Here is a 13,147-nt window from a genome sequence, read left to right as displayed (position 1 = left end):
CCTTGACTGCAGGTTGATTATTCATGAAAGGGCTGTTGCGTATGATGTCAGCGGATTAGTGCTATCGGGAGCGGACCAACAAAAGCCGGCATGCCCACCATCGACGTCATCCTCGACCTTTCCCCTGCAGCTTGCCTGGCCCATTACGAGGGCCGGGTGGGCATGGTGCATACCCGCAGCCTTGACGGGCGCAGCGTACAGTTTCCGGCCGAGGCGCTGCGCCGGGTTGTGACGCGGGACGGGGTGCATGGCGTCTTTCGCTTGTATGTCTCGCCCGAGGGTCGCTTCGAGAGGATTCGGCGGCTCTCGGTGCCGCAGGACAGTCGCTGATACGGCGCTTGCGGTGCGGTCTTATCGGGATGTCATGGCGTCGCCCCAGCTTGCCACGAAGTCGGCCGGGGGCTGCGGGCGGCCGAAGTGAAAGCCCTGGGCCTGGTCGCAGCCCAGCCGGGCCAGTTCACGGGCCTGTTTCGGCGTTTCCACCCCTTCGGCGATGGTCTGCATGCCCAGGCTGCGGGCCATGGCGATGATGGTTTCCACGATGGCGCGGTCGTGGGGGCCGTCGAGCATTTCGCGTACGAAGGAAAGATCGATCTTGAGGGTGTCGGCCGCGAAGCGGCGCAGGTAGGCCAGCGAGGAATAGCCGGTGCCGAAGTCGTCGATCGAGAGGGTGTAGCCGGCCTTGCGCAGGGTCTGGGTGATGGCGATGGCCTGTTCGGGGTCCCGCATGACGTCGCTTTCCGTCAGCTCCAGGTCGATGGACGAGGTCGGTGTGTGGCGGGTCAGTTCGGCGATGCGTCGGGCCAGGTCGGGGTCGGTGAATTGCTGGGCCGAGACGTTGATCGACAGCCGGCCCGGTAGGGGGTGGCCGTTGTGTCGCCAGGTAGCCAGTTGGCGAGCGGCCCTTTCGAGCACCCATTCGCCCAGCGGACGAATCAGCCCGCGCTCCTCGGCCAGCGGGATGAACTCCCCGGGGCTGACCCAGCCCCAGTCCTCGTCGTACCAGCGGCATAGCGCCTCGGCCCCCACCAGCTCGCCACTGGCGAGATCGACCTTCGGCTGATAGTACAGCTCGAGCTTGTCCTCACCGAGGGCGAGGTGGAGTCGTTCGGTCATCCGCTGGCGACGCTGGAGGGCCAGGGTCATCGAGGGGGCGAAATGGCAGGTGCCGTCGGCCTGGTGCTTGGCGTGGTAGAGGGCGATGCTGGCGAACTTGAACAGCTCTTCGGGCGTGGCGGCATCCCGCGGATACTGGGCGCTACCGATGCTGACCGAGAGCGTAAAGTGGTGGTGGTCGAGGATGATGGGACGGCTCACGGCCTGGCGCATGCGCTCGAGGCATTCCTTCACTGTAGTCGCCGTGGCCCTGGGGACCAGCAGGGCGAACTCGTCGCCGGAGAGCCGGGCCAGGCGCTCGTGTGGCGCCAGGGCGGACTGCAGCCGCCCGCCGAGGGTCGCGAGCAGGCGGTCGCCGACCTGATGGCCCAGGGTGTCGTTGATTTCCTTGAACCGGCGGATGTCGATCAGCAGCAGTGCCAGTGTGTACTGGTCGCGCTCGGCGGTCTGTCGTTGATGGCTCAGGTCTTCCATGAAGTGAATACGATTGGGGAGGCCGGTGGTGCCATCGGTATAGGCCAGCTGGTGCATGCGTCGGTGGTCGTTGCGACGTTCCAGCTCGGCGGCGGCGCCAGTGGAGAGAATACGCAGCACCGAGGTGGCGAAGGCGTCGGCCTCCAGCGGCTGGCGATACAGCACCATGATGAAGCCGATGGGCTCGCCTCGGGTATTGTCCAGCCGACGGCCGATCCAGGCACAGGTATCCGCCGGGAAGCCCGGCAGCCCGGAGGGGCCTTCGTGCTGGATCATGATCTCCTGCTCGTGGAGCAGCGTCGCGCAGGGCGTGCCGGTCAGGGGCAGGCGGCCAGGTGCCAGGCTTTGCCCATCGGAGAGGGCGCTGATCAGGCTGATCATGGTCTCTTCGGGAGGGGACGGGGCAACGGCTTCCGTCGGAGGCAGCGGTTCCAACAGGGCGACGAGACCGGCATCGGCTTCGAGGGTGCGGGTGAGCGTGTCCACTAGATGATGGAAGTAGTCGTCTCCGGTTTGGCTGGTGACGGTGGAGGCGATCTGCATCACCGCCTCCTGCACGCGCTGGGCTTCGTGCTGCTCGGTAATGTCGGTGATGAAACCTTCCAGGCTGTCGACCTGGTCGTTGGCGTTGAACACCGCCTGGCCCTGTTCCCACATCCAGCGAAGACCGCCGTTGGCGGTCTGCAGGCGATATACGACCTGGAACGGCTCTCGCCGGGCGATGGCCTGCTGCACCATATCGTCGGCGTGCTGTCGGTCATTAGGGTGTATGAGTCGGGCATAGCTGACTTGCCGACTCTGGACAAGATCATCGGGGGAGTAGCCGGTCAGATCGGTGGCCCCCTGACTGACCAGCAGCATGGTCCAGTCCGTGTCGTTGAGGCAGCGGTAGGCCATGCCGGGTAGATGATTGAGTAGGGTGTTCAACCGGCGCTCGCTCTCGCGGGCGTGGCGCTCGCTTTCCTGCAGAGCGCACTCGGCTTCTCGTCGGCCCAGTTCGGCACCGGCCTGGGTCGCGGCGATGCGCAGCAGCTCGTACTCCTGGTCGCTGGGCGCGATGGGGCGGTTGGCGAGGACGGCCAGAAGCCCCAGGTGGGCGCCATCTGTCGTGAACAACGGCAGTCCCAGATAGCTCTCGACCCCGAGCTCCCGCAGCATGCTGTCATGGGGGAAACGGGACTGCACATTGCCGGGGTACAGGCACATTTCGTGGCTGACCACCGTCTCGCAAGGCGTGCCGGCCAAGGCATATTGCACGTTTGCTAGATGCTGCCCCCGGGACCAGATGGCCAGGGTCTGGGCCTTTTCGTCCCGCACTCGAGCGATCAGGACATGGTCGGCCGAGAGAAGCTGGGCCAGCCGCTCCACCAGTGTGTCGAAAAAGTCGTCGGAACCGCTGTGACCAAGCCCTTCGGCGAGTCGCCGGAAGGCCTCCTCGGCAGTGATCCGAGCAGGCATGGATACACTCTCCCAGGTCATTGGTGCTACTCCGGTGCCGTAGTGTTCGGCGTTATATCGAGAGAGTGCGGGTTATGGCGGGTATACGGCAAGCCTTGGGGGCCGGGTGCAAGACAAGTCAGCCAGGGACTCAAGTTGTACAGGTGGCGGCCGATGTATTGCAGCATCGGTCCATTGATCGCGAAAGATGAGAGGCACAAGGATGGTGGAGGATGGCTATGATCGGGTGGAAAGTCCCATGGAGGTCGAGGCATTGCTCGAGGCGCTGATGGCGCCGGGCGGCGCCTCGCTGCAAGTGGAGGACGCGGGCGGGGAGCCGCTACCGGTACTGGTGGAGGATCATCGGCCCGGCGAGGAGTTGCAGCTGGATATCAGCGCCATTCGCGAGATAGCGGGGACGTTGCAGCGCGGTCAGCCATTCCGCCTTTTGGGGCGCAGTCATGGAAAGATGGTGCGGACCTCGACACTGACCATGCAGTCTTGCCAGGACGAAGAGGGACGCCTGGTCTGTCGCAGTGACTATCCGCGCAGTCTTGAAGTCCTGCAGCGTCGTGAGACGTTTCGTGCCCAGTTGCGACTCGGCATGGAAGTTGGTGCGATACTGCGGAATACCGAAGCTGGCGGTCGCTCGATTCAGGGGGATCTCAAGGATCTGTCCCTGGAGGGGTGCCGGCTGGAGTTGCCGTTATCAGCCAGTGGCTTGCTGGGAGAGGGAGCGGTGCCGCTGGAAGTCGAGCTCTGCTTTCCTGATGGTACACGCTACGTCATTAGTCGCGCGTCGTTGCGACACCGAAACGCGGATATGGTGCGTCGCGTAGTTCAGGCGGGCTTCAGGTTCGAGCAGGAAGGTGCTGAGCAGGAGCGCAAGCTGTGGTATTTCGTGCGCGCTATCGAGCAGGAGGCGGCACGCCATGTCGAGGGCGCAGATGCCTCCAGGCAGCCATCACCCTTGTTCCTGGCCTCGGTGACTGCTTCCCCCACGATAGGGCGTCGCAACATGTGCCGTTATGCCACGCCCATGGCAAAGCGGCTGTCGCGTGTCGCCGGCTACCTGGATGCCCAGATTCTCGAACTGCATCAAGGCGGCGAGGTTTCCTCGGTCCAGTTATCGCGGCACGCTGACCTGCTGCTGTTGCTGCATGAAGAGGATCGCGAGGCGTTGCTGTTCGCTACGCACTGTCTGCACGAGGAGGCCCGGCTGGTTCGCCACTGCGTGAGCGTCGCAGTACACCTGCTCGATTTGCTGCAGGAGGTTTCACCGCCGCATGAGTTATGCAAGGCGGTTGTGGCTTCAGCCATGCTGCACGATCTGGGCAAGGCGCTGTTGCCGGCCGACCTCTGGGAGCTGGCCACGCCGAGTACTGAAGATAAACAACGGATGCGCGAGCATGTCGATATTCTCCAGCCTCGCATGCGTCATTGTCATTGGCTGGCCAGCGCGGTGCATACTTCGGTGGTGCAGCGCATCAATGAGCGCTTGGATGGCAATGGGTACCCACAGGGCCTGGGTGGCGAGACGCTGGGAGAACTTGAACGTGCCGCCGCCGTGGTCGATGTCGTGGACGCCATGCGACGCGATCGGGCTGATCGTCCCGCCTGGCGTCTTCAGGAGGTGATAAGCCACCTGCTGACGCATTCCGACGCCTTCGATGCGCGCTGGGTGCGGCGCTATTTTCAGCGTTTCGGTCGCTACCCGATCGGCTCGCTGGTCCGCTTTTCGAGTGACACCCTGGGTTGGGTCCAGGGGCTGGACGACAGCGGTGCGATTGCTCGGGTGCAACTCACCGATACGGCCGGACCGCCCACGGAAGAAATGGGCAAGGTCATTCAGGGCGATGTGAGCCAGCGTCTGGGAGAGGTGGTCGAGGAAGTCGTGGTAAACGGCTGAGCATATTCCTAAAGTTCCGGGGGGCCTGGCCGATAAACGAGAAAATAGCCCATTCGGCAAGGCCTGCTCGCGATATCTTCACGCTTGGCGTTTGCCAGACTGCGGGCAGTTTGAACAAGCCTTGAGGACCGTAAGGTTTTGGGACGGTTTTACCGATCGAAGGAGTCAATGGCCATGGCAGCTATGCAAGGGGCGGGAGCCTACGCGAAGGTCGGGGTGGAGAGTGGCGTGATGTCCGCCAGCCCGCATCAGTTGATCGTAATGCTGTTCGATGGTGCGTGTACCGCCATTCGGGCGGCGCGTATCCACATGGAAGCTGGCCATATCGCCGAGAAGGGCAAGTCGATTTCCAAGGCGCTGGACATCGTCAACAATGGCTTGCTGGCGGCCCTGGACGGTGAGCGTGGTGGTGAGGTGGCGGGTAATCTGGCGTCGCTCTACGAGTACATTGCCCGTCGCCTGTTGGCGGCCAATGCCCAAAATGACGTCGGGGCTCTGGACGAAGCAGAGCGCCTGCTGGATGACATCGCCTCGGCCTGGCGGGACATCGAGTCTCAGGCTGCAGGAGCTTGAGCATGAGTCAGTTTCTCGATGAAGCGCCAGCCTCGAGCGCAGCCGTGCTCGATGTTTACACCAGCCTGCTGACACGCAGCGAAAGCATGCTGGAAGCTGCCCTGGCGGCCGACTGGGAAAACCTGGTCGCTCAGGAAACCGAATACGTGCAGGAGGTGGAGCGGTTGCCGACGCTCGACGCCAATGTCGTGTTGGATGAAGAGGCCCGGCGGCACAAGGCGGAGCTGCTGGAACGCATCCTCGAGAACGATATGGAAATACGCCGCCATCTCATCCAGCGTCGCGATGAGCTGGGTGAGCTGATTGGTGTCTCCCGGCGCAAGCGCGACCTGCAGCGTACCTACGGGGGTGGCGCCCGGCCCGGCGTCATCGATGCCGGGTCGCGCTTCGGGACGGATTCGTCGTGAGCGGGATCACCCCGCTGCTGGACACGCTGCTGCACCAGGTGCTGGGCAAGCGCGCCGATGTGCCGCCACCCCGCGACCTGAATCAACCGGTCAAGCCGGTTGCCCCCGGCGATGCGCCACGCGCCCTGCACAGCGATTCGCGACTCGACGCTCGTGCGCCGCCGGAGCGTGCAGCGCCCAGCACGCCGGAGGCACCACGTACCTCCGGGCCAATAACGGGACCGGATGCCGCGACCTCCGCCTCGACCCATACTCATTTCAGTGCCACGGCACGGGCCATCGCCGATCTATTGCTGCGTTTCCCCGCTCCCACCTCGGTGGTGACTCCTGCCGCCCCCCTGATGAGCGCCGATCAGTCGATCTCGCCCTCCCAGCTGGCGCAACGCCTCGAGGGCAGCGTGCGAGACAGCGGCCTCTTCTACGAGTCACACCTGGCTCGCTGGTTCGCGGGAGGGCTGTCGCGTCAGCAACTCGAGCGTGAGCCCCAGATGTGGCGAACCTTGACCTTTACTCCTGGGCAGGTATCGCCGTCACAAGCTGGCGCTGGGCCCATGGCGGGTGCCGCGGCGATCTCCGGAGAAGCTGGATCTTCAGCCACGGAGGTGACGCGTTCGTCGGCGGTCAACGCCATGGCCGGGCGCGAACCGGTCCATGAGCACTTGCAGGGTTTGGTCCGCCATCAACTGGAGATGCTTGCATCGCCGACGTTGCGTTGGGAAGGCGATGTCTGGAGTGGGCTGTTCATGGCGTTGGCGGTGCATTTGCCCCCCGAGGGAAGGGAGCATCGACGCGAGGGCGGCGAGTCAGCCTCGAGTGATCATGATGATGAAGAAGGGTCCTTCCGCTCCGAGCTGACCCTGAAAATCGAGGGTCTGGGAGACATGCGGGTGGCCCTGCGAATGGGGGCGACGACACTGGGTGTCACCCTGCAGGTGCGTGATGCGACGATCCTCTCGAACCTGGGGACGGAGCTTGAGACGCTGCGCCAGCGGCTGGAGCACCATGGCTTCGAGCATGTGCAGTTGCGCCTGGAAAACTGGGGGGAGGAAGAGGAATGACCGACGAGGACGCACGTCGACGGGCTGTGGCGCTGGCCTATGGCGATGATGACGCTGCGCCAAGGGTCGTGGCGCGTGGTTATGGCGAGCTGGCCGAGCGTATCGTCGAGGAGGCGCGACGTCAGGGCGTCCATGTCCACGACTCCCCAGCGCTGGTGGGTCTGTTGATGCAGCTCGACCTGGATGAAGAAATTCCGCCCAGGCTGTATCGGGTCATCGCCGAACTGCTGGTCTGGCTGCACGAAAGGTCCGCTGATGAGCGTTGAATGATGTTGGTTCGGGGTTCTTGATTACCTTTATTGCGTCCCTGCTGCTTTGTCATAGTTTGGTCTTAATCATGTGATTTCATGGAATTTTTCACCGCAAGGGTTGACACGTGACTGCCCCGGGTTGTGACCGTTGGTGGCGCCATGTTGCATCCGCTGGCGAATTATAGACAATGTTGAACAAATGAAAAAAGATGGCCGTATGCTGTGCGTTGCGTGAGATGAAAGTCTTTCGGAACGCAGGGCGGAATCGGCCATCCCGAATAAATAACGCATTAAAAGCAGGGAATTATGAAATCCAACGAATACCTGGATGAGATTCGTGAAATGAATCTTGCCTATCTCCTGTTGGCGCAGCGTCTGCTGAATGCTGACCGGGAAGAGGCCATGTTTCGGCTCAAGGTCGATGATGTCATGGCAGACTTTCTTGCCTCATTGGGTGCCCAGCAGCTCTCGAAATTGGCGAATACCAACCAGTTGTTGTGCTGTCTCGGTCATGCAGGCGTCGAACCCCTGCGTCAGGTGGTCGATAACCCCAGAGAGCAGGGGTTATCCCACTTTCATTCTTCATTGTTGATGGCGTCCCGGCCTCTGTCGACAGAGGAGGGGGACAGCCGTGTCGAATAAGAGCCTTCTGGATGAATGGCGACAGGTCCGCCTTGCTATTGACCTGATCGAACTGGGGGCCCGATTGCAGGTGCTCGAAACCGAAACCGACCTCAGCCGCGCCCGGCTCATTCGGCTTTTCAAGGAAGTGCGCGGGATGTCCCCTCCCAAGGGTATGCTGCCCTTTTCCACGGACTGGTTCATCACCTGGATGCCCAACATCCACGCTTCATTGTTCTACAACATCTATCTGCGGTTGCGCGAGGATCATGGCTGTTCGCGCATGGAGGGCTTCATCAAGGCCTACCGCCTTTATCTGGAACAGGTGGCGATCGATGACGCCGATGCCGTGCTGGGGTTGACCCGGGCCTGGACTCTGGTGCGCTTCTTCGAAAGCGAGCAATTGCAGCTTTCCGGTTGCACGCGCTGCCATGGACGTTTCGTGGCCCATGCCCACAGTCCGAGTCACGACTACCTCTGCGGTATCTGTCAGCCTCCCTCACGGGCCGGCAAGACACGCAAGCGACGCGAGCAGGCCAACGCGGAACGGCGCATGCAGCCAGGCCTGGACGCCACGAGCCAGGCTTGAATGCCGGGCGGCGCCCCTGCCGAGGGGCGCCGCAGTTTTTTGTGCCACACCCTCAAGTTTTGCCACGCCGACGCCGATAACCAAGACAGTTACGTCATTCACGTTCCTGCTAAGGATGTCGGCCGTGCTGATCCCCATAGGTTATTTGATCGTCCTGCTCTCCGTTTTCGGCGGCTTTGTACTGGCCGGTGGCAGTCTCGGGCCACTGTTCCAGCCCACGGAGCTTCTGATGATCGGCGGTGCGGGGGTAGGGGCTTTCGTGGCTGCCAACAACGGCAAGGCTCTCAAGGCCACGTTCCGCATCATTCCCCGGCTGCGTCGTTCCAAGAAGTACGACAAGGCGATGTACCTGGAGCTGATGACGCTGCAGTACAAGATCCTGACCAAGGTACGCCGCGACGGCATGCTCGGCATCGAGCGTGATATCGACGACCCTCAGGAAAGCGCACTGTTCAACGATCATCCCAAGGTCCTGGCCGACCCCATGATCATGACCTTTCTGACCGACTATCTGCGTCTGATGGTCAGCGGCAGCATGGACCCCATGGAGCTCGATGAACTGATGCTTCACGAGATCGAGGCCTTCGAGCAGGAAGTCCATATCCCGATCGATGCCATCGGACGCATCGGCGATGCCATGCCGGCTTTCGGCATCGTCGCAGCGGTGATGGGGGTGGTGAAGGCTCTCAGTACTGCGGCCGCTGGCCCCGAACAGATGGGCCAGATGATCGCCCACGCTCTGGTCGGCACCTTCCTCGGAATACTCCTCGGCTACGGCTTCATCATGCCCCTGGCGAGTCGTATCGAGCGCCAGGCCAAGGAAGCCGAGAAGATGCTGCAGTGCATTCGGGTCACCCTGCTGGCGAGCCTGCATGGTTATGCCCCGCAGTTGGCCGTGGAGTTCGGTCGCAAGGCGCTGCATACAGCTGAGCGCCCGAGCTTCACAGAGATGGAAGAGTATGTGCGACAAGCCAAGCCGGTGGCGGGGAGTGCATGAGTCAGGGCGACAACAGACGACCGATCATCATTCGGCGCAAGCGAGTCGTTCATCGCCATCATGGCGGTAGTTGGAAGATTGCCCTGGCGGACTTCATGACGGCGTTGATGGCCCTGTTCCTGGTCATGTGGATCCTGTCGACGGCCAGCCGCCAGGAGCGCGAGGGCGTGGCCGAGTATTTCAGTACGCCCCTGGTCACCGCCATCGCCGGCGGCGACAGCGCCTCGATGAGCGAAAACGTCATTCCCGGCGGCGGGCCAGATCCCGTCTATACCGAGGGCGAGCGCGCACGGATCGACATGCGCCAGCGTTCGCGTCCCAGCGAGCAGCAGCGTCGGGCCTTCCGCGATCTGCAACGGCGCATCGAGAGGGCCATCGAGGCCGACCCGGATCTCAGGCAGCTCCGCGACCAGTTGCGTTTCGACATGACGCCGGAAGGGCTGCGCATCCAGCTGGTGGATTCCGAACAGCGTCCCATGTTCGAGCTCGGCAGTGATCAGGTCGCGACCTATATGCGCGACCTGCTGCGCCTGATGGCGCCCATGCTCAACGAGTTGCCCAACGACCTCAGCATCAGCGGCCACACCGACAGCCTGGCCTACCTGAACGGGTATCAGGGTTACGGCAACTGGGAGCTTTCCTCGGCGCGTGCCAATGCGTCACGGCGCGAGCTGGTCGCCGGGGGGCTGGATCCGGCCAAGCTACTGCGGGTCGCCGGTTTCGCCGATCAGGTGGTGATGCCGGATACCGAGCCGAGCGATCCGATCAACCGACGCATTGAGCTGCTGATCCTGTTCGAGGAGGTGGCCGAGCGCATCCGCGCGCCGGGGCAGCTGGATGGCCTGGGTGTACCCTCGCCCATCCGTAAAGACTCCTCGGGTGCGTCGACACCGCTGGAGGGTCTCAACGAGAGCCTGCGTGAGACGTTCGGCAAACCGCCCGAATCATGACGGACCGTCAACATCCAGGCTGGAGAGACGCGCATGGATATCACCGACTTCTACGACACCTTCTTCGAGGAAGCCGAAGAACTGCTGGCCGACATGGAGCGCCACCTGCTGGCAATCGATGTCGACGACCCGGATGTCGAGCAGCTCGACGCCATCTTCCGGGCGGCACACTCGATCAAGGGTGGTGCCGGTACCTTCGGTTTCGATGTGCTGCAACAGACCACGCATCTGTTCGAAAACCTGCTGGATCATGCCCGGCGCGGCGAGCTGATGCTGCGCCGGGACATCGTCGATACCTTTCTGGAAACCAAGGACATGCTCCACGACCAGCTGGACGCCTACCGTGGCGATGACGTGCCCGACCGAGCCGCTTTCGAGCGCATTTGCCGGACCCTGCAACAACTGGCGATGGAAGAGATCGGTCAGGCACTCGATGATGCCGACGGCATGTCGTCCGATCCCGAACCCCCGGTGCCGGAGACCGAGACAGCGACCGCGGATGGACCATCATCGGCGTCTGACTCTGTAGCGGAACCGGAGCAGGCGTCGGACGATGGTTGGCTGGTGGTCTCCCTGCTCGGGGTCGGCGACAAGGATCGCGATCTGCTGGTGGAGGAACTCGAGCAGCTGGGCGAAATTCAGGCCCGGGAGGGCGATACGGACTGCTACCGGGTGACCCTCGAGACCGGAGTGGGGCGCGAGGACATCGAGGCGGTGATGTGTTTCATCGTCGAACCCGAACAGCTTCGTGTCGAAGCGGCTTCCGCGCCCTCGGCGGACGAGGCCGCCACGACAGAAGAGAAGGCGGCGGATGAGAAGTTGACGGAAGCGAAGGTGGCCGAAGGATCGGTCGCCGCAAAGCCGGAATCCGCATCCGGTGAGTCGAACGCCAACGAGGCAGCGCCGTCTTCGCTCGACACCGCCAACCAGTCCGAAGCCTCCGGGGCGCCTGGAGGGTCCGGCACGTCCAGACCATCGAGCAAGCCGCAGAAAAAAACCGCCAAGAGTGGCGGGGAGACTTCCTCGATACGCGTGTCCGTGGACAAGGTCGATCAGATCATCAACCTGGTCGGCGAGCTGATCATCACTCAGTCCATGCTCGACCAGACCGTCAGCGAGCTGGAAGACCTCAATCACACCGGGCTTAACAATGGCCTCAACCTGCTGCGGCGCAATGCCCGGGATCTGCAGGAAGCGGTGATGTCGGTGCGCATGGTGCCGATGGACTATGTCTTCAGTCGCTATCCGCGCCTGGTGCGCGATCTGGCCGGCAAGCTGGACAAGGACGTGGAGCTCGTTACCGAGGGTGAGTCCACCGAACTCGACAAGAGCCTGACCGAGCGCATCATCGACCCGCTTACCCACCTGGTACGCAACAGCCTGGATCACGGCCTCGAGTCACCGGAAGCACGCGAGGCAGCCGGCAAGTCGCGTACCGGTCGACTGACCCTGTCGGCCCAGCACCAGGGTGGGAACATCCTGATCGAAGTGATCGACGACGGTGCCGGCCTGGATCGGGACAGGATCCTGGCCAAGGCACGCAACAATGATCTGCCGGTCAGCGACAGCATGAGCGACGACGAGGTCTGGCAACTGATCTTCGCCCCCGGCTTTTCCACAGCCCAGGAAGTCAGCGATGTATCCGGACGTGGCGTCGGCATGGATGTGGTCAAGCGCAACATCCAGAACATGGGCGGCCACGTCGAGATCGCGTCGGTGACCGGTGAAGGTACTACCACCCGTATCGTGCTGCCACTGACCCTGGCCATCCTCGACGGCATGTCGATCAAGGTCGGTGACGAGGTTTTCATCCTGCCGCTGTCGGCGGTGCTCGAGTCGCTGCAGCCTGATAAGCGCGATCTCTATGCCATGGCCGGCGACGACGTGGTGCTCAAGGTGCGCGACGAATACCTGCCGGTGGTGCCTGTCCACGACGCCTTCGATGTGGCCGGTGCGCGTACCGAGCTCGACGAGACCATCGCCGTGATCGTCCAGGGCGAGGGTCGTCGCTACGCCCTGCTGGTCGATGACCTGATCGGCCAGCAGCAGGTGGTGGTGAAGAACCTGGAGACCAACTACCGCAAGGTGCCAGGCGTGTCGGCGGCCACCATCCTCGGTGATGGCAGTGTGGCCCTGATCCTCGACATCGCCGATCTGCACCGTCTCAACCGCACCAAGAAGGAGGCGCGTCGCGGCCAGCATCCCGGCGACGTGCCGACTGCCCATCCCAAGGAGGTAGAGCCGTCATGAGTACCCCGAACACCAATGCTGCCCTGGCCGCCACCGAGGAGCAGAACCGAGAGTTTCTGGTCTTCTCGCTGGGCGACGAAGAGTACGGCATCGATATCCTCAAGGTGCAGGAAATCCGTGGCTACGAGAATGTCACCCGCATCGCCAATGCACCCGATTTCATCAAGGGCGTGACCAACCTGCGCGGCGTGATCGTTCCGATCGTCGATCTGCGCATCAAGTTTCGTCTGGAGAAGGTGGAATACGGTGGTCAGACCGTGGTCATCGTGCTCAATGTCGGTGACCGGATCGTCGGCATCGTGGTCGACGGTGTCTCCGATGTCATGACCCTCTCCCCCGAGCAGATCAAGCCGGCACCAGAGTTCGGCGTCACCCTCTCGTCCGATTTCCTGAGCGGTCTCGGCAGCCTGGAAGACCGCATGCTGGTGCTGGTCGATATCGACAAGTTGCTGACCAGCGATGAGATGGCACTGGTGGACTCCGTCGGCGAGTGATCGCCGGCCGATAACGACAAG

The 13,147-nt window shown here is 62.7% G+C and carries 13 protein-coding genes; 12 read left to right on the top strand and 1 reads right to left on the bottom strand.

The genetic code is table 11. The features are described from left to right. The first annotated feature begins 90 nt into the window (after positions 1-90). Positions 91-330, top strand: a complete 240-nt coding sequence (locus QWY79_RS06245) for a DUF2835 domain-containing protein (RefSeq protein ID WP_290270967.1) — start codon at positions 91-93, stop codon at positions 328-330. Positions 331-351: 21 nt separating this feature from the next. On the opposite strand, the gene QWY79_RS06240 is transcribed toward QWY79_RS06245, so the two are convergent. Further along, positions 352-3,048: a bifunctional diguanylate cyclase/phosphodiesterase gene (locus QWY79_RS06240; RefSeq protein WP_290270965.1), complete on the bottom strand. Its 2,697-nt coding sequence runs from the start codon at positions 3,046-3,048 to the stop codon at positions 352-354. Between the two features lie 202 nt (positions 3,049-3,250). Between QWY79_RS06240 and QWY79_RS06235 the strand changes: the two genes are divergently transcribed. From QWY79_RS06235 to cheW, 11 genes are all read left to right on the top strand, one after another. Then, complete coding sequence (locus QWY79_RS06235; protein ID WP_290270963.1) at positions 3,251-4,936, top strand: HD domain-containing phosphohydrolase; 1,686 nt, start codon at positions 3,251-3,253, stop codon at positions 4,934-4,936. A 174-nt stretch (positions 4,937-5,110) separates the two neighbouring features. Continuing rightward, positions 5,111-5,509: a flagellar export chaperone FliS gene (fliS, locus tag QWY79_RS06230; RefSeq protein WP_290270960.1), complete on the top strand. Its 399-nt coding sequence runs from the start codon at positions 5,111-5,113 to the stop codon at positions 5,507-5,509. Positions 5,510-5,511: 2 nt separating this feature from the next. Continuing rightward, entirely contained in the window at positions 5,512-5,916 is a 405-nt protein-coding gene (locus QWY79_RS06225) for a flagellar protein FliT (protein WP_290270958.1), read from the top strand. Next, positions 5,913-6,974: a flagellar hook-length control protein FliK gene (locus tag QWY79_RS06220; RefSeq protein ID WP_290270956.1), complete on the top strand. Its 1,062-nt coding sequence runs from the start codon at positions 5,913-5,915 to the stop codon at positions 6,972-6,974. Before QWY79_RS06225 ends, QWY79_RS06220 begins: the two co-directional genes overlap by 4 nt. Continuing rightward, positions 6,971-7,240 (top strand): EscU/YscU/HrcU family type III secretion system export apparatus switch protein, encoded by a 270-nt coding sequence (locus QWY79_RS06215; protein WP_290270955.1) that lies wholly within the window; start codon positions 6,971-6,973, stop codon positions 7,238-7,240. Before QWY79_RS06220 ends, QWY79_RS06215 begins: the two co-directional genes overlap by 4 nt. 291 nt (positions 7,241-7,531) lie before the next feature. Next, the gene (gene flhD / locus QWY79_RS06210) at positions 7,532-7,867 is read left to right on the top strand and encodes a flagellar transcriptional regulator FlhD (protein ID WP_290270954.1); all 336 of its coding nucleotides are present in this window, start codon (positions 7,532-7,534) and stop codon (positions 7,865-7,867) included. Continuing rightward, positions 7,857-8,435 (top strand): flagellar transcriptional regulator FlhC, encoded by a 579-nt coding sequence (gene flhC / locus QWY79_RS06205; RefSeq protein ID WP_290270953.1) that lies wholly within the window; start codon positions 7,857-7,859, stop codon positions 8,433-8,435. The genes flhD and flhC overlap by 11 nt, the downstream gene beginning before the upstream one ends. 124 nt (positions 8,436-8,559) lie before the next feature. Next, positions 8,560-9,432, top strand: a complete 873-nt coding sequence (gene motA, locus QWY79_RS06200) for a flagellar motor stator protein MotA (protein ID WP_141320039.1) — start codon at positions 8,560-8,562, stop codon at positions 9,430-9,432. Next, positions 9,429-10,382: a flagellar motor protein MotB gene (gene motB / locus QWY79_RS06195; RefSeq protein ID WP_290270951.1), complete on the top strand. Its 954-nt coding sequence runs from the start codon at positions 9,429-9,431 to the stop codon at positions 10,380-10,382. The genes motA and motB overlap by 4 nt, the downstream gene beginning before the upstream one ends. Positions 10,383-10,415: 33 nt before the next feature. Next, positions 10,416-12,632: a chemotaxis protein CheA gene (gene cheA, locus QWY79_RS06190; protein WP_290270949.1), complete on the top strand. Its 2,217-nt coding sequence runs from the start codon at positions 10,416-10,418 to the stop codon at positions 12,630-12,632. Further along, a complete protein-coding gene (cheW, locus tag QWY79_RS06185) occupies positions 12,629-13,126 on the top strand; it encodes a chemotaxis protein CheW (RefSeq protein ID WP_290270947.1) in 498 nt (165 codons plus the stop codon). Before cheA ends, cheW begins: the two co-directional genes overlap by 4 nt. The last annotated feature ends 21 nt before the right edge of the window (positions 13,127-13,147 follow it).

The sequence above is a fragment of the Halomonas sabkhae genome (assembly GCF_030409265.1).
Lineage (GTDB): Bacteria > Pseudomonadota > Gammaproteobacteria > Pseudomonadales > Halomonadaceae > Halomonas > Halomonas halmophila.
The sequence above is the reverse complement of the archived record's forward strand: the minus strand, read 5'-3'. Positions and strand labels throughout refer to the sequence as shown.

Bases quoted from the DNA above. Each gene is read 5' to 3' on its own strand.
- QWY79_RS06235 (WP_290270963.1), top strand. From the start codon at position 3,251: ATGGTGGAGGATGGCTATGATCGGGTGGAAAGTCCCATGGAGGTCGAG.
- flhD (WP_290270954.1), top strand. From the start codon at position 7,532: ATGAAATCCAACGAATACCTGGATGAGATTCGTGAAATGAATCTTGCC.
- QWY79_RS06215 (WP_290270955.1), top strand. From the start codon at position 6,971: ATGACCGACGAGGACGCACGTCGACGGGCTGTGGCGCTGGCCTATGGC.
- QWY79_RS06240 (WP_290270965.1), bottom strand. From the start codon at position 3,048: ATGCCTGCTCGGATCACTGCCGAGGAGGCCTTCCGGCGACTCGCCGAA.
- QWY79_RS06225 (WP_290270958.1), top strand. From the start codon at position 5,512: ATGAGTCAGTTTCTCGATGAAGCGCCAGCCTCGAGCGCAGCCGTGCTC.
- QWY79_RS06245 (WP_290270967.1), top strand. From the start codon at position 91: ATGCCCACCATCGACGTCATCCTCGACCTTTCCCCTGCAGCTTGCCTG.
- cheA (WP_290270949.1), top strand. From the start codon at position 10,416: ATGGATATCACCGACTTCTACGACACCTTCTTCGAGGAAGCCGAAGAA.
- motB (WP_290270951.1), top strand. From the start codon at position 9,429: ATGAGTCAGGGCGACAACAGACGACCGATCATCATTCGGCGCAAGCGA.
- cheW (WP_290270947.1), top strand. From the start codon at position 12,629: ATGAGTACCCCGAACACCAATGCTGCCCTGGCCGCCACCGAGGAGCAG.
- fliS (WP_290270960.1), top strand. From the start codon at position 5,111: ATGGCAGCTATGCAAGGGGCGGGAGCCTACGCGAAGGTCGGGGTGGAG.